The following is an 18,918-nucleotide window of genomic DNA, read 5'->3' on the forward strand; positions in this document are numbered from 1 at the left end:
ATGATGTGCTCCTCTCGCCCTCAAAGATTCTTAAGAATCGTAACAGGGGCAGACGACACTTATCCTGGCACTGAGGGCTCCCAGATCGAGACCGGGCTCAGGAACACGGCGTTCGCCGGGTCCTGAATCGCCGCTCGGAGGTCAGCCGGCAGCGCCTTCGAGCCGTTGAGATGCCACAGGAAGACGTGGGTGTCGAGCAATAGCCTCATTGCTCGAAGGTGCGCAGCACGTCGTCGGGCAGCGGGGCATCGAAATCCTCCGGAACCTCGAAATCGCCGGCGCAAAGGCCAAACGGGCGCGGCTCATCCGCCCGCGCCGGAGCACGCTGCTTGATAAAGGCCGCGAAATCCAATACCTCGCGTTGCCGCGCCGCCGGCAGCGTGCGCAAGGTCGCGAGAAGCTCATCTTCCAGGGGTGTGGCTGGGACGGACATCGCCGTGACCTCCAACTCGTTGTTCGCGCTCATCTTGATCTCCTCGTCGGTCTAACTGGCTGTTACTACAGGATATTTTACCCTACTGAGATCCCGAAGAGCCATTTATGTGCAAAGAGATGGGGCAAATGGATCGCCGCTTTATGATGACTACTCATTCGAACCTTGGCCAAAGCGCCGCTAAAGTATTAGTGACAGCGGTAAATACCAAAACAGGATTAGCCATAAAACCGAAACCACCCTGCAAGCGAAATTAACCAACGTTTTTCCGAAGACTTTCCGCAAATTGGTTACCACACCGTGGGTTACGCTGTGAAGCGGAAGAACGTCAAAGAGCGGAAGCTCTCCCAAAACGTTGCCAAGATTTCGATAATGAAGATGATCCACATGCTCGGCGCGCAGAAGTGGAAATAGCGCATCCCGTCCAAACCAAATAAAAAGCGCCAATCGACGCCGCCCCCGCCACCGCAAGGACCTGCGAAGTACCAGACGCCTGTACTTCGGCGAAAAATGCGGAGCCACTAACAGATCTCAAAACAGCGCCCGACTACTGGCTGAGAAACGACGATACATCCGAATTCGAAACACCCTCACTTTGTTCAGCCGCCGCGTTTATTTCCGACGCTGTACGCACCGGCGACGAAAAGGCAGATGATGTTTTGTCCACAAAAACCATCACTCGATCAGCGTTCTTAATAATATCATCAATCGCGCGCGTACCCTTTGTTGCCCTAGCTATCGCCAAATTCGCTCGCATCTCAGCAAGCTTCGCCTTGTAATCGGCCTTTGCAACTTTAAGTTCTGATAAACGGTTATGCATCTGGCCGACCTCTTGATTCAGCCTCTTCGCAATATCTTCGTGCGTCTCTCTTTCATTTAACAGGACCTGAATCTGTTGTTTAAACTGCCCCTCGGTGTACGCCGCATCACGGAACTGAACCGGCCAATCAGTTTCCCCGTTTTCAACCGTTTTATAAAGCGCCTTCATCTCATCAAGCAGCTGATTATCATGATTGACAATAATCCGGCTATCATCACGCTGAGCCCTTAGCGCTGTGATCGCGTGATTATAATTCAGCGCATATTCGTCGATGCTGCCATATTCGCGCTCTGCGTTCTTGATTACATACTCTAGATACGCAATCGGACGGTCTTTTTTCGCCTGCTCTGTCCACCCTGCATTTTCACGGTAGATTTCATTTAACTTTGCCCATAGCCCTGGGGCAAAGTAATATGTGCCCCCGGCAAGCAAAGCTAGCACGACGATGAAATTCAGTACGCTCTTCATTTCGTAACTTCCGTCACTTCAGGGGCAACACTCGTCTCGCTTAAAATTCGCTACCGCTGCGGATCGGTGATCCAGTCGGCATAGTAGCCTCAGCATTCACTTGTTCCTCTGGGACCTTAGGCTGGGATGAGGACTCGCTTTGTTTGCTATCAGGACTGCCGCTGGTTAAGGAGTCATAGTAATGATTCACGTGCCGCTGGATTATGCCATTAAGTTCACCACTTTGCTTCATCTTCTCTAGCTCTTGATTAAACTTGTATTGCAGCACGCGACCGTTCGCCGTTGATTTCGGAAAAATGACATATAAGCCTTCGACACTCATTATTTTATCGGAAGGCTCCACTCTATCCCTCAATCCTTTTTCGACAACCTGCTGATTTCCCGTCATCTCATTGACGCTAACGAAGTCCACTTTCCCCTCGACCAAGAAATCGAAGCACTCATCAATATCCTCGGGCCGCACTAATTCAATCACATCAGCCTTTACGAAGCGCTCCAGATCGTGGGTATAATACCCCTCTGGTCTGCAAACCTTACGTCCTTTAAGATCTTCCTCGTGGCTATACTGAAATGGCGAATTAACATCACGATACGCGAATATCATGGTTTCGAAAATTGGCTCTGAATAGTAAAACTGCCGCAACCGTTCATTGTTTTTTAGGTACGGGAAGGTCGCCGAGAAAACTCCCCTTTTATACGTCATGTCAAATCCATCCTGCCAATCCATAAACTGAATGGTTGGGTTATAACCCATACGTTTGAATATAATATCAACGATTTCGGTAAACATCCCCTTCTGCGGCAAGTCTTCGCCGCTAAACGGAGCATAGTTATCACCTGTAACGAGAAAAACCTCTTCAGCTTTGTCCTGGACTGCTTCAGTACGAGCGACCTGATTCGCTATATCCTCATCTGCCATCTCAGGTATTTTAAGTTTAGCTCCCACCTTAACAAAGTTTCCATCGTCCTTAATGCGATTTCGATTTGCTTGGTAGATTGTAATCCACGCCTCTGGCTTACCATAAATTTGCTCTGCTATTTTAGACAGGGAGTCGCCCTCTTTTACTATATATTGACTCTCCGCGGAAACAGGTGTGAATGAAAAAGAAAGCAGCGATATCAGAATTAAACCCACGAAATAAAATAAACGATTTTTTACAGTCATAGTAGTCTCCTATGAGTTTAGGATTGAGTGCTTACGGTGTAACAGGCATGCGGAAGTGCTGATGGCGTAAAGCATGACGCCCTGAATATGGTGGTCACGGAGCGATGACAAGTTGGGCCTTTCACCACACTGAAGAACATCAGCGAGCCCAGGGTGTCGATCGATGTTGGTATGCGAAACCGTAAGTGTACGAAAACAGTGACATGACGCCACTCGCACCGCTTTGAGAACGGGTGGGGACGAACACGAGAGATGGCGTTGAAGGAGCGGTGGGCGAGAAAGCCCTGACGGCGTGAAGTCACGCACGGACGTCAGTACGGCAACATGAGATGGATCAGAGGAAGCGGACGGTGCGAAGCCTTGGTTGACGATGCCGGAAGACGAGACTAATGACCGAGGCCAACCGATTGGTCGGTTCCGGTTCCGTCGTTGGCCTGTGACGTTGGTCGTCTGCTCCATCTGCAGTAACCCCTGCTTTGACGCGACTGTACCTTAGCCTTGCGCATCTTGAGTCGTCAGTGTAAGAGATGCTACATCTTGACACAACCGAGGGAATTTGATCTGAGGCAGTTTCTTGAGCCCTTAGGTGATTTGTCGATTTGGAATATGCCGATATGGAAGATACTTCGCGTAGTTTCTCAGATATCGATCTAAAGCCCATAATCTCGGATTCCAGCAGCCCCCCGGTCAGCAACCTGAGTGCCGAGCACATCGAAGATGTCAAGCTTGCGGTCTCGAAGATGGGGCGCGTGAACCGCCGCCCGCGCCAGGCGTGCGCTCAAGGACCCGGGGTTTGCCGACACCGTGGTGCTGGCCGCGCGCACCATGGCCGACATCCTCAACCGCAACGGCTACCGGCTGCGCCCGGTGCTCAAGGCCAAGCCCCAAAAAAAATTCCGCTAACCGACGCCATCTTCGCCAACCTCCGCTGCAAGGACGACGCCGGCAACGACCCGAGCGTCACGCGTGTGAGCATCGACTGCCAGGCCACCGTCAACATGGGTCGGTACTCGCGCGGCGGCATGACGCGGGGCGGGCACAAGGCGGCCGACCACGACATGGGCTGCCGGGAGAAGTACACGCTCTTCGGCGCCGTCAACGAAGACAGCCGCGAGCTGTATCTGCACGTCGGCAGCTCCGCCAAGACCAGCGACTTCATCGTCGACGGCTTGCAGGCATGGTGGGAGCACTCGCCCACCGAGGCGCGTGAACGCTGCTCCCTCCTGCTGATCAAAGTCGAGACCTCGATCACCGGTTGGTCCAAAACAGCGTATTTCGCTAGGTGGTTGCCTGGCTTGGAAAAAACGCCACTGTGGCGAAATTTCCCAAGCCCCGGTGCCCGCCGCACCGCACCACGTCGGCACTGCCCTGGAGCCGCCCGCGCAGTGGGGTTCTGGTGCCCGTGGGCCGTCACCGCTGACCCGTGGCATATCCGTGGCACAGGCTTTTTGGCGGGCAAAGAAAAAGGGCCACGGAATCCCATAAGCCCTTGATTTTATTTGGTGCGCCCTGATGGACTCGAACCATCGACCACCTGATTAAAAGTCAGATGCTCTACCAACTGAGCTAAGGGCGCGTTGTGGGGTGGCTCTGCGCGATCTCGCTGGGTTGGGTGGAGACACGCCGCAGAATTTCCAAGTATAGCGTAGCGTTCGCCCACTGGGAACCCGCTTGAGCTTTGCGGCATGGTGGTTGCGGGAGGCGCCGAAACGGTGGATGAAGGGCACCGCCCCGAAGCGGGCCTGCGCGCTGGTGTCGCTGCCCTGGCGCAGATGGGCCTCGATGACGCGCAGCAGGAGGTGCAGCACGGCGCTGAGCGCCCGCGGCTCGCGCTCCGCCTGATCTCAACTAGGCCAGCGCAGCCGTTTGGGCACCGAGAGGATCCACTGGCGCACCGGCAGCGGCGGGATGACGTGATCGACCAGGTGCGCCGCAGTCTCCGCTATCCGCCGGGCGTTGCACGAAGGCGATGAACACTTTTCCTTGGCGGAGGCCAATAAGGCCGCCTCGATCCCAGTCACGAATGTCGCTGGCCCGTTTGTACGAGGTCTTCGATCGTCATTCTCAGCGCTGTGGCATCAATCGGCTTGTATCGTGGTGGACCGGTCCGCCGGCGCTCTGACCGGCTCTGATGTGGATGCAGCCTGAGGTTGGGAACGCGCGCGCATGGATGGCAAGTTAAACGGACTGGTTCAAAAATCGTATCATCACATCGACACCGGCAAACAGCCTGCCCGATGCCGTGCCGGCAACAGCCACAAAAGGTTTCAGGTGGAAGTGTTGCGGATTGTGGCGATACTCTGGCCGGAATTCAGTGGTGTTGTCTTGGTCGGAATTCACGTCATAGGTACCGACAGTCTGGCTGGCGCTTGGCGCTGCAGGTCAGGGCATTCTCTGACCGTAGCGGCCCCATGCGCTGTAAGGCGATTAGAAATGGTGGGCCTGTCCCAGGCCGATACCAACCCGGACTGCAGCAGTAATCAAGAAGCCAGCGAGGAAAAGCAAAAAGCCTGGTAAGCCCGCGCAGACGGTTACCAAGGGTGCATGCCGCATCTCGTGGAGCGTACTCAGGTATAAAAACAGGCCAGCGGCGATAGACAGGGTACCGGCCTTGACCACCGCGAGTGCGTGGTCGCTCAGTAGCAGGGCCAGATCACCCCCAACCAGGATTCCGGCAGGGGTTGCGAAGGCGAAGACGCTGAGCAACATCCAGGCGCTGCCATTCGGCAGTGTGCTGCGTGCCATTTGCAAGGCCAGGGCGAAGCCCGCCGTGCCCTTGTGCGCCAAGACGGCCAGCAGAATCATGAGGATGGCGAAAAGATCGGTGGAGATGCCGAGCGCGACACCCAGAAAGAAAGACGGAATGCCAATGAGCAGCGTCATGAGCATAGGCAGGATCGCTGGCGACGGCGGCGGGCCGATTGAAGGGTCTGTGCGCGTTGGATCTGATCCATCCATGGCGTGGCGCGCGTGCGCAGACAAGTGCTCGAGTTCCAAGAGCGCCAAAAATGCGAATATTGCCAAGAGGCTTGCGATGGGAAAATCCAGCCGACCGAAGGCCACGCCCATCCAGTGTGTTCCAGCGGGCAACATGATGAGCAGCGCAAGCGCCAAAAACACACCCGCAGCAAACGCCCGGCCCAGTGGGAACCCTCCGGCAGTGCGAGCCCGCTCACCGCGTAACAATGGAATCGATCCGCCGATGAAAGCGGCTGCCAGAATCGCGACGGCAGAGAATATTTTTAGTTCTGTGTATGCGCCAAGGCTGATCATCGGTTGTCCTTGAAATCGGGTTATCGTCTAATCAGCCCGGATGTTACCTGATTGATGAGCTAAGCCATTTTTTGATCTTCGCTGGCAATGGCTGCAGGAATGGCCTTGACCGCTTCGATGGTCGCCGAAACAACATAGTCTTCGACGCCTCGACCCGGTGCCCAGTCGCGAATAAACGCGCGGGACTCATCCTTGGGTGCGATGCGCACTCCGGAAAAGCCGGCGGCTGTGATCATCTGCTCAAGTTCCTCGATCAGCGAGGCGTTGCCCATGCAACCGGCGATGAGTTGTTCGTCCTGCCGCATTGCCTCGGGTAACTCCACCGTGGCGACCACATCGGAGATGGCCAGGCGTCCGCCGGGTTTCAGCACCCGAAAGGCCTCGCGGAAGACCTGTGGCTTGTCCGGCGAGAGGTTGATGACGCAGTTGGAAAGGATGACATCCGCGCTGGCATCGGCCAGCGGCAGGTATTCGATTTCACCGAGTCGGAACTCAACATTGGTGTACTGGCCACGGGCGGCGTTCTGGCGGGCCTTGCTCAGCATATCCGGGGTCATGTCGATGCCGATGACGCGACCGTGCTCGCCGACCTCCTGGGCTGCGAGGAAGCAGTCGAAACCGCCGCCGGCGCCCAGATCGACAACCACCTCCCCAGGTTTGAGTGAGGCGATGGCACCGGGATTGCCGCAGCCCAATCCCATATCGGCACCACCGGGGACGCTGGTCAGTTGCGCTGTGCTGTAGCCCAGCCGGGTCGAGATCAGGGTGTTGATGGCCTGATCATCGGAGACCCCGCAGCAGCTCGATTCGACACCACAACAATCGCCGGCACTCTCGGCGTGGGCCACTTTGGCATAGGCGCTACGGACTTTCTGGCGGTGGTCGTCTTGCTCGTGATGGTTGGTCATGGTGGAGCCCGGTCGTCGTGTAGGATGAAGGGAGCGGCCCGGTTGGCATTGTTGCGCTGGTCCGATCTGCGATCGTTCATTGTAGCCGTTTGAGTGCCGTTTGCCGTGCTGTTCAGTCGTTCAGACCTGGGCGAAGATCGCATCACCCGGCCGCCCGACGACCTGGTCGCGGGAACTGCCAGCATGCTCGTTAGGCTGAGTCTCACCGGCGCAGAAACCCTATCATCACAGCGGCGTGCGCTTCGATCAGATCTACCGAATCATGATCGGCCCCTTGAACCTCATAGAGACTAACGCTTGAGCTGTCCCCAGCGGCAGCAACGCGTCGGGCATCGCTGATGGGTACAGCGCGATCGGCGGTGCCGTGAATCAGTAGGACAGGGCAATGCACGCGCCGAATGGTGCTGATGGGCGCGATCTCGGCGAATCGGTGGCCGATGACCCATTCAACATACCGCTTGGTCAGAATGACGACAAAGCGCGGCAGGTGCAAAGGTTTCAGCGAGCGTTCGGTCAGCTCATCAGGATCTGCGAAGGTACCGATGGCGATGACCGCACCGATCCGAGGATTGCGGGTCGCCTCGAACAAGGCCGCGCCACCACCCACTGAATGGCCGAGCACAGCGATTTGCTTGGCGCTGTTCGGGTGCTGTGATTGTAGCCAGTTGATGGCGCAGCCCAGATCTTCGGCGAAGCGCGGCAACGATGAAAAGCTGTCACCATCACTATTGCCGTGGTTGCGTGCGTTGAACAGCAAGAGATTCCAGTCTGTGCCGTGCAAGGGTTTCGCCAGCGGCAGCATCTGCTCCGCATTGCTGCCCCAGCCATGCAGGATCAGTAGGGTTTTTGAGGCGCCTGGCGATGGTAGGAACCAGCCCGAGAGGTTCCTGCCGCGGACCGTTGGAATCTGGATGGATGTGAAGTCCAGCCCATGCTTGGCTGGCGAGTCCGTGATAGGCATCCGTGGCGCGCGATACCCTAGATGGACGCCAAGTGGGATGAGGCTGGAGAGCACCAGAATGAGAAGCAGCGCCCAAGGCCAGAGAGCAATCACAGTCATCCTGTTTGCTGATTCATTGAGTGGACGAACGGTCGACCGCCTAGAAGACTAGTGACACTAGGCAAGGACCGACCAATAGACCTAAATCTGACTAGGCGCACCTGCCCATTCCGCTGATACAGTCGCGTGACGGTGAGCTCGCCATCTCTCTGAGGACGGTATGCAAAATTGCCCTCAGGCAAAATGCTCAAGGATGCTGGCAGACACGAGAAACTCCCAGGACAGTTTCTCGAAGGATGCCTCAGATACATGTTTCGGCGCTCGTTTATAGGCGCTCACCCTGGGCCTTGCGGTCTTGCAGGCGCGGGCGACTCAGACGCCCGTCGATGGGCTCGGCTGTTGCGCTCGTGCGCTGGATCATGCGTTGGGTCATGCGCTGGGTCGTGAGGGGGGAGCGGTACGCGCCGGCTCGGCTCAGACGTAGCGCGTGGGATCTGGCAGCCCGGCGGCGCGGAAGCCTTCGGCGCGCAGTCGGCACGAGTCACAGCGCCCGCAGGCGCGTCCCTGCGTGTCCGCCTGGTAGCACGAAACCGTGATGCTGTAGTCGACGCCGAGCGCGCTGCCGCGTCGGATGATCTCGGCTTTGCTGAGGTTGATGAGGGGGGCGTCGATGCGGGGGGCGTGGCCTTCGATGCCGGCCTTGGTGGCGACCCGGGCGAGCTGCTGGAAGGCGTCGATGAAGGCGGGGCGGCAGTCGGGGTAACCGGAGTAGTCCAGCGCGTTGACGCCGACGACGATGCGGCTGGCGCTGGTGACCTCGGCGAGCCCCAGGGCGAGGGCCAGCAGCAGGGTGTTGCGCGCCGGCACATAGGTGACGGGGATGCCGTCTGTGGGTGTCTCCGGCACGGCGATGCCGGCGTCGGTGAGCGCTGAGCCGCCGATGGGCCGCAGGTCGAGGGGGACGGTGGTGTGGGCGGCGGCACCGAGCTGGCGCGCCACGGCCTGCGCCGCGTCCAGCTCCGCCCGGTGGCGCTGGCCGTAGTCGATGCTGAGGGCATGACAGCGCAACCCTTCGGCACGCGCCATCGCCAGTGCCGTCGCCGAGTCGAGGCCGCCGGAGAGCAGCACGACGGCGGTCTGTGCATTGGTGTTGGACATGATGGCTGCGTGTGTCGCGAAAGGAGAACCATGCGTGCTGCGTGCGGCCTACGAGCCGCGGTTGCCGCGGGGCGCTGCGGATCCGGCGCAGGCCCCGAGCGCCCGGCGCGCCGCCGGCGCGGCGGCGTCAGTCCTCGGTATGGTAGCCCTGGATGCGCTCCACCTCGTTGCGCGAGCCCAGGATGACGGGCACGCGCTGGTGCAGTTCCTGCGGCTGCATGTCCATGATGCGCTCACGGCCGGTGATGGAGCCGCCACCCGCCTGCTCGACGACGAAGCTCATGGGGTTGGCCTCGTAGAGCAGGCGCAGCTTGCCGCCCTGGCCCTTGGCGGCCATCTTCGAATCCATGGGGTACATGAACACGCCGCCGCGGGTGAGGATGCGGTGCACCTCGGCGACCATGGACGCGATCCAGCGCATGTTGAAGTCCTTGTCGCGGGGGCCGTCCTTGCCGGCCAGGCACTCGTCCACATAGCGCTTGATGGGTGGTTCCCAAAAGCGGCCGTTGGAGGCGTTGATGGCGAACTCCGCCGTGTCCGCGGGGATGGTCATGTCCGGGTGGGTGAGGATGAACTCGCCGATGTTCTGGTCCAGCGTGAAGCCGTTCACGCCCTTGCCGGTGGTGAGCACCATCATGGTCGAGGGGCCGTAGAGCGCGTAGCCCGCGGCCACCTGCTGGGTACCGGCCTGGAGGAAGTCGCGCACCGTGGGCTTGTCCACACCGCCCGGGCAGCGCAGGATGCTGAAGATGGTGCCCACGGAGACGTTGACGTCGATGTTGGAGGAGCCGTCGAGGGGGTCGAAGGTGATCAGGTACTTGCCGCGCGGATACTGCGCCGGGATCTGGTAGACATCGTCCATTTCCTCGGACGCCATGGCGGCGAGGTGGCCCGCCCACTCGTTGCACTGGATGAACATCTCGTTGGAGAGCACGTCCAGCTTTTTCTGCGTCTCGCCCTGCACGTTCTCGCTGCCGGCGCTGCCGAGTGCGCCCACCAGCGCGCCGTGGTTCACCTGGTTGCTGATCATCTTGCAGGCGGTGACGATGTCGTTCAGCAGCGCCGTGAACTCGCCGGTGGCGCCGGGCGCCTTGTGCTGCTCCTCGCTGATGAATTGTGTAATGGTAGTGCCGTGATCCATGGGATCGAACCTCGTTGTTTGGGAAATGACTCAAACGCACATGCGGGGCGTGACCGGCTGCGCGCGGCGGCGCCGGCGGCTACGCATTCGCCGCCGCGGACGGCGTGGGCTGCATAACGCACCAGTATAACGGCGCACTCCCGTGCATTCGACGCGGATTTGCAATGGGTGCAACCGCCGCCGTCGGCAAGGGCGCCCTGCGGTATCCTCATCCCCTCGGTTGCGCCGCAAGTTTCCCAGGTCGTAGGGTCTGGGTCCTGGGCTCCCGGTCCTGACCACCCCGCTGGCGCAGAGCTTCGTACAGGCACACACCGGCGGCGACGGAGACGTTGAGGCTCTCCACCCGTCCGCGCATGGGAATATGCAGCAGCACGTCGCAGTGCGCGCGTGTGAGCCGCCGCATGCCACTGCCCTCGCCGCCCAGGACGAGCCCCAGCGGGCCGGTGAGATCCGTCTGGTACAGGCTCGCCGGCGCATCTTCGGCGGTGCCCATGAGCCAGACGCCGGCGGCCTTGAGCTGCTCCAGCACGCGGGCCAGGTTGGTCACCTGGATGAAGGGCACGGACTCCGCCGCACCGCTCGCAACCTTGACCGCCGCCGGCGTCAGGCCCGCCGCCTTGTCCCTGGGCGCAATGACGGCGTCGGCGCCGGCGGCGTCGGCGCTGCGCAGGCAGGCGCCGAGGTTGTGGGGGTCGGTGACGCCGTCCAGGATCAGCAGCAGCGGCGGATGCTCGAGCCCGGCCAGCAGTGCATCCAGGTCCTGCGCGGGGCGTGCGGCGGGTCCGGTCACCCAGGCGATGACACCCTGGTGGTTGCCTCCCCCGGCGGCGGCGTCCAGGGCCTGCCGATCCAGCTGGCGCACGCGGACGCCGGCGTCGCGCGCCAAGCCCGCCAGCTCGGCGAGGCGCTGGTCGCGGCGGCGGCGGTCCAGCCAGAGCTCGGCCACCTGCTCGGCGCCGAATTTGAGCGCGCTGCGGGCACTATTGATGCCGATGGTGGGGCTGGCGCCGCTGGGCTGGCTGGAACTCACGGCTGGGACTCACGAGTGGACTCGGGCCTTCGGGCTGGCGGCGGGCGTGCTGCGCCCGCCGCGCCGCGGATCAGGAGGCGGCCGTCTTGCGGTTGCGCCGCGGCGGGCGCGAGCGCTTCTTGCCGGGTCCCTTGGCGGCCTGCCTACCTGACTTCTGCGCAGACTGTTGCACGGATTTGGCCAGCACGAAGTCGATTTTGCGCTCGTCCAGGTTGACGGCGGCCACCTGCACCCGCAGGCGGTCGCCCAGGCGGTAGACCTGACCGGTGCGCTCGCCGGTTAGGCGGTGGCCGACGGGGTCGAAGTGGTAGTAGTCGTTGTCCAGCGCGGTGATGTGCACCAGGCCGTCGATGAAGACCTCGTCCAGCTCCACGAAGATGCCAAAGCCCTGCACACTGGTGATGGTGCCGTCGAATTCCTCGCCGAGCTTGTCGCGCATGTATTCGCACTTGAGCCAGCTTTCGGCGTCGCGGGTGGCATCGTCGGCGCGGCGCTCGGTGCCGGAGCAGACGTCGGCCACCTGCTGTAGCTCGGGCTTGGAGTACTCCAGATCCGCCGCCGTGCCGCCGGCGAGGATGTGCTTGATGATGCGGTGGACGATCAGATCCGGGTAGCGCCGGATGGGCGAGGTGAAATGGGTGTAGGCCTCGTAGGCGAGGCCAAAGTGGCCGACGTTGTCGGAGCTGTACATGGCCTGCTGCATGGACCGCAGCAGCACGGTCTGGATGAGATGCGCATCCGCGCGGCCCTTCACCGACGCCAGCAGCGTCGCATAATCCTGCGCGGTGGGCTTGTCGCCGCCGGGCAGATTCAAGCCCAGCTCGCCGAGGAATTCGCGAAGATCGGAGAGCTTGTCCTGGCTCGGCGTCTCGTGGATGCGATACAGCGCCGGCATCTTCTTGCGCTCGAACAGCCGGGCCGCGGCCACATTGGCGGCGAGCATGCACTCTTCGATGATGCGGTGGGCGTCGTTGCGCTGCACCGGCTCGATGCGGGCGATGCGCCGCGACTCATTGAAGACGAACTTGGTCTCGGTGGTGTCGAAGTCGATGGCGCCGCGAACGGCACGTGCGCCATGCAGGGCCTCGAACAACGCGTACAGCTCCTGCAGATGGGGCAGGACCGCATCGTGCCGTTCGGCCAGGACGGGATCGGGCTCCGCATCGTCCAGCAGGGCCGCCACCTCATCGTAGGTGAGGCGCGCATGAGAGCGCATTACCGCCTCGAAGAACCGCGAGCGGGTCACCCGACCCTCGCGATTCACATAGAGCTCGCAGGCCATGCACAGCCGATCGACGCTCGGGTTGATGGAGCACAGACCATTGGACAGCACCTCCGGCAGCATGGGGATGACCCGATCCGGGAAGTACACCGAGTTGCCACGCTTGACGGCCTCCTGATCCAACGGGCTGTCGGGGGACACATAGGCGGAGACGTCGGCGATACAGACCAAGAGCTTCCAGCCCTTGGGCTTGCGCTCGCAGTAGACGGCATCGTCGAAGTCGCGGGCGTCGGCGCCGTCGATGGTGACCAGGGGCAGCTCGCGCAGGTCGGTGCGCCCGGCCTTGGCCGCCTCCGGCACCTCCTCGCCGAGGGTGGCGATCGCCTCGGTGACGGCTTGCGGCCACTCCACCGGCAGGTCGTGGGCGCGGATGGCGATGTCCGTCTCCATGCCCGGGCCCATGTGGTCGCCCACCACCTCGACGATGCGGCCGATGGGGGGGGTGCGCTTGGTGGGCTGGTCGGTGATCTCCGCGACGACGATCTGTCCCTGCTGCGCCTGCAACAGGCGATCGCTGGGGATGATGATGTCGTGGGTCATGCGCTTGTTGTCGGGCACCACCAGGCCGACGCCGCTCTCGGAATACAGGCGTCCGACGACGCTGCGGGTGCTGCGCTCCAGGATCTCGACGACGGCGCCCTCGAGGCGTCCGCGGCGGTCGCGGCCGGTGACCCGGGCGACCACGCGGTCACCGTGGAAGACGGTGCGCATCTCTTTGGGGTACAGATACAGGTCGTCGCCGCCCTCATCGGGCTTGACGAAGCCGAAGCCGTCGGGGTGGGCGATGATGCGCCCGGCGACCAGATCGCGCTTGTTGACCAGGCAGTAGGCGTCGCGGCGGTTGCGCACCAGTTGGCCGTCCCTGACCATGGCGCCGAGGCGGCGGTCTAAGGCCGTCAGGTCCTGTTCCGCGTGCAAGCCGAGGGCGTCGGCCACCTCCTGGAAGCCCATGGGCGCGGCATGTGCGGTGAGCGTCTCGAGGATGAACTCGCGACTGGGGATGGGATTGTCGTACTTCTTGGCCTCGCGCTGGCGATGTGGGTCCTGCCCCTTCACCGACTGGGCCGATTTGCGTCGTGCCACGTGATCTCCGCCGCTCTCCTTAAAGCGACCTAGTGTAGCGTTGACAGGGGGTGCCTGTCTCACTATCATTCGGAGGCTTGACGGCTGGCACGTACTGTCTGGCCGTTCGCCGCTCGCCGAGGTGGCGGAATTGGTAGACGCGCATGGTTCAGGTCCATGTCTGGGAAACCAGGTGGAGGTTCAAGTCCTCTCCTCGGCACCATTTTGGTCTGGCGATCGACCACTCGACGCCGGCGACGCACAAAACCGCTGCCCACCACCGTTGCCTACAGGCACACCCCAACGGCGCTAGCAGGCAGCGGTCTTTTACCCCGCCTCGGTGCTCAGTCGCAGCCAGCCCACCGCCGACGGACAGCAGCGGCGGGGTACAGACAGGCCTCAGCGCTGATCGCCGGGTCGCACGTGGGCGCTACGGCGCACGCCCGGCGCTTGCTTCACCGTCACCCGCTGCCGGCGCAGGCGCCGCACCGCGCGCAACTGCCAAATACAAAACGCGATCGCCGAGCCCCAGAACAACAGAATCTGCAGGCTCTTGAAGGTGCTGTAATCCATCGGTCGTGCCTCGCTGTTGGCGCCGGCGGCGCCGGCTTCGGTACCATGATTTAGGCAAAACGTGCGGCTGCAAACCCGTAAAGCGTAAGGAATCAGTCCGTCTGGGCTGCGTCTGCGGGTGGTGGCGGACGGCGCGACCACAGCGCCGCCAGTGCCGAGCCCGACAGGTTATGCCAAACGGAGAACAGCGCTCCCGGGATGGCGGCGGCCGCAGAGAAATACTGCACGGCCAGCGCCACCGCCAGACCCGAGTTCTGCATGCCCACCTCGATGGCTAGGGTGCGTGCACTGCGCAGGTCCCGTGTCACAAGCCAACCCAGGCCATAGCCGGCCGCAAGACCCACCGCGTTGTGCAGGACCACCGCAAAGCCGATGACCCAGCCGGCGGCGGCGATGTTGTCCACGTTCAAGGCCACGATGATCGCAATGATCAGCACAATGGCCGCCATGGAGAGGAGCGGGAAGATGTCTTTCACCGGCGCGATGCGCGCGCCCAGCCAGTGATTGACGGCCACGCCGAGCGTCACCGGCAGCAGGACGATCTTGGCCACCGACAGCAGCATATCCCACACCGGCACCGGCACCTGCGCGCCCACATAGAGCCAGGTCAGCAGCGGCGTGGCGACGACGGCGAACAGCGTGGAGGCGGTGGTCAGCGAGATGGACAGGGCGACATCACCGCGCGCGAGATAGCACACCACGTTCGAGGCCGTGCCGCCGGGGCTCGCCCCCACCAGCACCAGCCCGGCGATCAGGGCCGGCGACAACCCCAGACCGGTGCCGATGACCCAGGCCCCCAGGGGCATGACGCCAAACTGCAGCGCCATGCCGAGCCCCACCTGCTGTGGCCGCCGCCACACCGCCGCGAACTGACGCCAGCTCAGGGTGACGCCCATGCCAAACATGACGAGACCCAGCAGCGCCACGATGGCAGGCGCCAGCGGCGTCAGCCAATCGGGCCGCAGATAGGCGAGCACCGACGCCAGCAGGGCCCACAGTGGGAAAAGGCTCGTGATGGCGGCTGCGAAGGGACCGGGCATGCGGCGGCACTGATCTGATGCGGCTCAGGGGAGGCACCATTATGCGGCCGTCGTCAGCCGCCGGCGACCCGTCGGCGGCGCCCGGCGGAGGGACTGATGGCGCCGGGCCGACGCCGGGGGCGGTGGAAGCGCCGGCGCACCCGGTGCGCCGTTCGCGGCCGCACCCGCCTCGGGCGGCGCAGGAACATGGGGATGGACTCAAGGACGACGCTCAGCGCCGCAAGCACGGCATACAGCAGGCTCAGCCCGAGCATCAGCAGGAACAGATCGGTTGCGGGCAGCATGGTGTTCTCCAACGACAGGGATGACGGTGGCAACAGCATGCGCCGCTTGGTGACTCATTCCGCGCGCCCGTCGGGGTGCACCCGACGGGTCGTGCTGCGGCGCACCACGCGGTCGATCGCGTCTAAGCCCCCCAGGCCGGGATCTTCAGTGTCTGCGCGGTGCGAGGGGGGGTAGTGGATGGTAGGTGCGCCCGGGGCTGTCGGTGCACCGCGGGCGCTCGCGCAGCGGGTGCGAAGGCGGTGGCCGCTCAGGCATTGCTGAGCAGTTGCACCCGGCCTTCTTCGTCCACGGCTTCGAGGCGCACGTCAAAGCCCCACAACCGGCGGACGTGCAGCATCATCTCGTCCAGTGAGTCGCCGAGCGGGCGGCGATTGTGGCGGAAGTGCCGCAGGGTCATGGAGCGGTCGCCGCGCAGGTCGACATCGTACACCTGGATGTTCGGCTCGCGGTTACCAAGGTTGTATTGCTCCGCGAGGGACTGACGCAATTGGCGATAACCGGCTTCTTCGTGGATCGCGGTAATCTCGAGGGTGTCCTCGCGGTCATCGTCGCACACCTGAAACAGATGGAAGTCGCGCATCAGCTTGGGCGACAAATACTGTGCGATGAAGCTTTCGTCCTTGAAGTTCCGCATGGCGAAGTCGAGCACCTTCAGCCAATCGCCGCCGGCGATGTCCGGGAACCAATAGCGGTCTTCGTCGGTGGGCGCCTCGCAAATGCGCCGGATGTCGCGCATCATGGCGAAGCCCAGCGCATAGGGGTTGATGCCGGAGTAGTAGGGTGAGTCGAAATCCGGCTGGTAGACGACATTGGTGTGGGACTGCAGCACTTCCATCATGAAGCCGTCCGTCACCATGCCCTGATCGTAGAGCCGGTTCAGCAGGGTGTAGTGCCAGAACGTGGCCCAGCCCTCGTTCATGACCTGGGTCTGGCGCTGGGGATAGAAGTACTGGCCGATCTTGCGCACGATGCGCACCACCTCGCGCTGCCAGGGCTCCAGCAACGGCGCGTTCTTCTCGATGAAATAGAGCAGATTTTCCTGGGGCTCATCGGGGAAGCGTTGCTCGCGGCGGGCACGGCCATCCCTGGCGTGCTCCACGGGGAGTGTCCGCCAGAGGTCGTTCACCTGGGACTGCAGGTAGGCCTCGCGCTCCGCCTGCCGACGCTTTTCTTCGGCCATGGACAAGGGCGACGGGCGCTTGTAGCGGTCGACGCCGTAGTTCATCAGCGCATGACAGGAGTCCAGCAGCAGCTCGACCTCCTCCTGGCCGTAGCGTTCTTCGCACTCGGCGATGTAATTGCGCGCGAACACCAGGTAGTCGATGATAGCGTCGGCACTGGTCCAGGCCCGGAAGAGATAGTTGCCCTTGAAAAAGCTGTTATGGCCATAGCTCGCATGGGCAATCACCAACGCCTGCATCGGCAGTGTATTCTCTTCCATGAGATAGGCGATACAGGGATCGGAATTGATGACGATCTCGTACGCCAGCCCCATTTGGCCGCGGCGATAGGTCTGCTCGGTGGAGACGAACTGTTTGCCAAAGGACCAGTGATTGTAGTTGATGGGCAGGCCGACGCTGGAATAGGCATCGATCATCTGCTCGGAGGAGATGACCTCCACCTGGTTGGCGTAGGTATCCAGGCCGAACTCGTCGTGGGCGATGCGCGCGATCTCTTTGTCGAAGCGCTTGAGGAGCGGAAAGCTCCACTCGGACGAGTCGGAAATGAGTTTGTCTGCCATGGCGTGGATGATGGTTGCCGTTGACGTGTCAGAGGCGAAAGCCCGCTCAGACCTCGCACAGCAGCGCGTGATGCGCGCTGGCGAGCACGGTGCAAAGCCGTTCAGGTCTCCATCCCGTGCTCCGGCATTAGGCACGGGGCGCTCGGCGCCTGACGATCATGCGTCCTGGCGCTTGAAGAGCTCACGGAATACTGGGTAGATGTCGTCGGCGCCACCGATTTCTTCCATCGCAAAGTGCGGATGCGCAGCCTTGACGTCCTGATAAGCGTACCAAAGGCTTTGATGCTGACGCGGCGTAATCTCGACATAGGCATAGTAGCGCATCAGCGGCATGAGCCGGTTGATGAGCAGATCGCGACAGATGGAGGAGTCCGAGTCCCAATTGTCGCCGTCGGAGGCCTGCGCCGCGTAGATATTCCAGCTACCGGAATCGTAGCGCTCGGAAATCACGTCGTGGGCCAGATTCAAGGCGCTCGAGACGACGGTGCCGCCGGTCTCGCGGGAGTAGAAGAACTCCTGCTCGTCCACCTCCTGGGCGATGGTATGGTGGCGAATGAACACGACATCGATTTTGTCGTAGTTCCGCTGCAGGAACAGGTACAGCAGGATGAAGAAGCGTTTGGCCAGATTCTTGCGCACCTGGTCCATGGAACCGGACACATCCATGATGCAGAGCATGACCGCCTTGCTGGTGGGCTCTGGCTGCTTGGTGAAGGACTGGTAGCGAAGATCGAAGGTGTCGATGAAGGGCAGCGCCGCGAGCCGGGTCTTGAGGCGGTCGATCTGCGCACGCAGCTCAACCACTCGGCTGTCGTCTTCCGCGACACCATCGTCGAGGAGTTGCTCCACCTCCGCTTCCAGCTCGCGGATGCGCCCGCGGTGTGGCGCCCCGAGCGCCGTGCGCCGGGCGATGGCGCCCTTCAGCGAGCGTACGACATCGATGTTGCTCGGTGCGCCCTCGGTGGTATAGCCGGCGCGGACGGTTTTGAACTCCGTCGTGCCCATGAGCTGGTTGCGGACCAGGTTGGGCAGTTCCAGGTCGTCGAACAGCAGGTCCAGAAACTCCTCCCGGGAGAGCTCGAAGACGAAGTCGTCCTCGCCCTTGCCGCCTTTACCGGCGCGCCCCTGCCCGGAGCCCGAGCCGGAGCCGCCCTCGGGCCGCTGCACCCGGTCGCCGGCCTCGAACTCTTTGTTGCCCGGATGCACCATGTCGCGGGTGCCGCCCTGGCCATGGTGAAAAATGGGCTCGGAGATATCCTTGGATGGGATGCCCACCTGCTCACCGCCATCGATGTCGGTGATGCTGCGGCGGTTGACCGCATCCGACACAGCCCGCTTGAGCTGACTCTTGTAACGCTTCAGGAACCGCTGCCGATTGACGGTGCTCTTGTTCTTGGCGTTGAGGCGTCGGTCGATGAAGTGGGACATAGATTCAGGTGAAATCGCTCGGGGAATGCCTGCAACGAACTGATGCTACGACGTGAGCGCAGCGGCTGTGGTTGGCCGGGGCGGGCGGGCCGTTGCCTGGCCCGCGTCACT

Annotated in this window: 17 protein-coding genes and 2 tRNA genes; 2 read left to right on the forward strand and 17 right to left on the reverse strand. The window is 62.0% G+C overall.

Features of this window, described 5'->3' with window-relative positions; translation table 11 throughout:
- Nucleotides 1–205: 205 nt before the first annotated feature.
- From QZ588_RS11135 to QZ588_RS11145, 3 genes are all read right to left on the reverse strand, one after another.
- Nucleotides 206–466, reverse strand: coding sequence for a DUF2281 domain-containing protein (locus QZ588_RS11135; protein WP_295542714.1), 261 nt, complete (start codon nucleotides 464–466; stop codon nucleotides 206–208).
- 514 nt (nucleotides 467–980) lie between these two features.
- Complete coding sequence (locus QZ588_RS11140; protein ID WP_295542716.1) at nucleotides 981–1,721, reverse strand: hypothetical protein; 741 nt, start codon at nucleotides 1,719–1,721, stop codon at nucleotides 981–983.
- Nucleotides 1,722–1,761: 40 nt separating this feature from the next.
- The gene (locus QZ588_RS11145) at nucleotides 1,762–2,886 is read right to left on the reverse strand and encodes a transporter substrate-binding domain-containing protein (RefSeq protein ID WP_295542719.1); all 1,125 of its coding nucleotides are present in this window, start codon (nucleotides 2,884–2,886) and stop codon (nucleotides 1,762–1,764) included.
- Nucleotides 2,887–3,485: 599 nt separating this feature from the next.
- On the opposite strand from QZ588_RS11145, the gene QZ588_RS11150 reads away from it, so the two are divergent.
- Entirely contained in the window at nucleotides 3,486–4,379 is an 894-nt protein-coding gene (locus tag QZ588_RS11150; protein WP_295542721.1) for a hypothetical protein, read from the forward strand.
- Nucleotides 4,380–4,386: 7 nt separating this feature from the next.
- On the opposite strand, the gene QZ588_RS11155 is transcribed toward QZ588_RS11150, so the two are convergent.
- The 9 genes from QZ588_RS11155 to rnr all read right to left on the reverse strand — a co-directional run bounded on the left by QZ588_RS11155 (nucleotide 4,387) and on the right by rnr (nucleotide 13,761).
- A tRNA-Lys gene (locus QZ588_RS11155) sits at nucleotides 4,387–4,462 on the reverse strand.
- Between the two features lie 602 nt (nucleotides 4,463–5,064).
- Nucleotides 5,065–5,226, reverse strand: coding sequence for a hypothetical protein (locus QZ588_RS11160; RefSeq protein ID WP_295542722.1), 162 nt, complete (start codon nucleotides 5,224–5,226; stop codon nucleotides 5,065–5,067).
- An 87-nt stretch (nucleotides 5,227–5,313) separates the two neighbouring features.
- Nucleotides 5,314–6,159 carry a ZIP family metal transporter gene (locus QZ588_RS11165; RefSeq protein ID WP_295542724.1) on the reverse strand — a complete coding sequence of 282 codons (846 nt, stop codon included), beginning with the start codon at nucleotides 6,157–6,159 and terminating at the stop codon, nucleotides 5,314–5,316.
- A 59-nt stretch (nucleotides 6,160–6,218) separates the two neighbouring features.
- Nucleotides 6,219–7,067 (reverse strand): arsenite methyltransferase, encoded by an 849-nt coding sequence (locus QZ588_RS11170; protein ID WP_295542726.1) that lies wholly within the window; start codon nucleotides 7,065–7,067, stop codon nucleotides 6,219–6,221.
- 202 nt (nucleotides 7,068–7,269) lie between these two features.
- Nucleotides 7,270–8,127, reverse strand: a complete 858-nt coding sequence (locus QZ588_RS11175; protein WP_295542728.1) for an alpha/beta fold hydrolase — start codon at nucleotides 8,125–8,127, stop codon at nucleotides 7,270–7,272.
- 414 nt (nucleotides 8,128–8,541) lie between these two features.
- Nucleotides 8,542–9,225 (reverse strand): 7-cyano-7-deazaguanine synthase QueC, encoded by a 684-nt coding sequence (gene queC / locus QZ588_RS11180; RefSeq protein ID WP_295542730.1) that lies wholly within the window; start codon nucleotides 9,223–9,225, stop codon nucleotides 8,542–8,544.
- Nucleotides 9,226–9,352: 127 nt separating this feature from the next.
- Entirely contained in the window at nucleotides 9,353–10,366 is a 1,014-nt protein-coding gene (locus QZ588_RS11185) for a class 1 fructose-bisphosphatase (RefSeq protein ID WP_295542732.1), read from the reverse strand.
- Between the two features lie 208 nt (nucleotides 10,367–10,574).
- Nucleotides 10,575–11,396 (reverse strand): 23S rRNA (guanosine(2251)-2'-O)-methyltransferase RlmB, encoded by an 822-nt coding sequence (rlmB, locus tag QZ588_RS11190; protein ID WP_295542734.1) that lies wholly within the window; start codon nucleotides 11,394–11,396, stop codon nucleotides 10,575–10,577.
- Nucleotides 11,397–11,466: 70 nt separating this feature from the next.
- Entirely contained in the window at nucleotides 11,467–13,761 is a 2,295-nt protein-coding gene (rnr, locus tag QZ588_RS11195) for a ribonuclease R (protein ID WP_295542736.1), read from the reverse strand.
- Between the two features lie 115 nt (nucleotides 13,762–13,876).
- On the opposite strand from rnr, the gene QZ588_RS11200 reads away from it, so the two are divergent.
- Nucleotides 13,877–13,963 (forward strand) — tRNA-Leu (locus QZ588_RS11200).
- 176 nt (nucleotides 13,964–14,139) lie between these two features.
- Here QZ588_RS11200 and QZ588_RS11205 read toward each other — a convergent pair.
- From QZ588_RS11205 to QZ588_RS11225, 5 genes are all read right to left on the reverse strand, one after another.
- Entirely contained in the window at nucleotides 14,140–14,313 is a 174-nt protein-coding gene (locus tag QZ588_RS11205; RefSeq protein ID WP_295542738.1) for a hypothetical protein, read from the reverse strand.
- Between the two features lie 92 nt (nucleotides 14,314–14,405).
- On the reverse strand, nucleotides 14,406–15,353 hold the full coding sequence (locus tag QZ588_RS11210; protein ID WP_295542740.1) for a bile acid:sodium symporter family protein: 948 nt from the start codon (nucleotides 15,351–15,353) through the stop codon (nucleotides 14,406–14,408).
- Nucleotides 15,354–15,406: 53 nt separating this feature from the next.
- Entirely contained in the window at nucleotides 15,407–15,637 is a 231-nt protein-coding gene (locus QZ588_RS11215; RefSeq protein WP_295542742.1) for a hypothetical protein, read from the reverse strand.
- 248 nt (nucleotides 15,638–15,885) lie between these two features.
- Nucleotides 15,886–17,379 carry a SpoVR family protein gene (locus tag QZ588_RS11220; RefSeq protein WP_295542744.1) on the reverse strand — a complete coding sequence of 498 codons (1,494 nt, stop codon included), beginning with the start codon at nucleotides 17,377–17,379 and terminating at the stop codon, nucleotides 15,886–15,888.
- A gap of 156 nt (nucleotides 17,380–17,535) precedes the next feature.
- Nucleotides 17,536–18,807, reverse strand: a complete 1,272-nt coding sequence (locus QZ588_RS11225) for a YeaH/YhbH family protein (protein WP_295542746.1) — start codon at nucleotides 18,805–18,807, stop codon at nucleotides 17,536–17,538.
- Nucleotides 18,808–18,918: the final 111 nt, after the last annotated feature.

The sequence above is a fragment of the uncultured Thiohalocapsa sp. genome (genome assembly GCF_913062725.1).
Taxonomy (GTDB): domain Bacteria; phylum Pseudomonadota; class Gammaproteobacteria; order Chromatiales; family Chromatiaceae; genus Thiohalocapsa.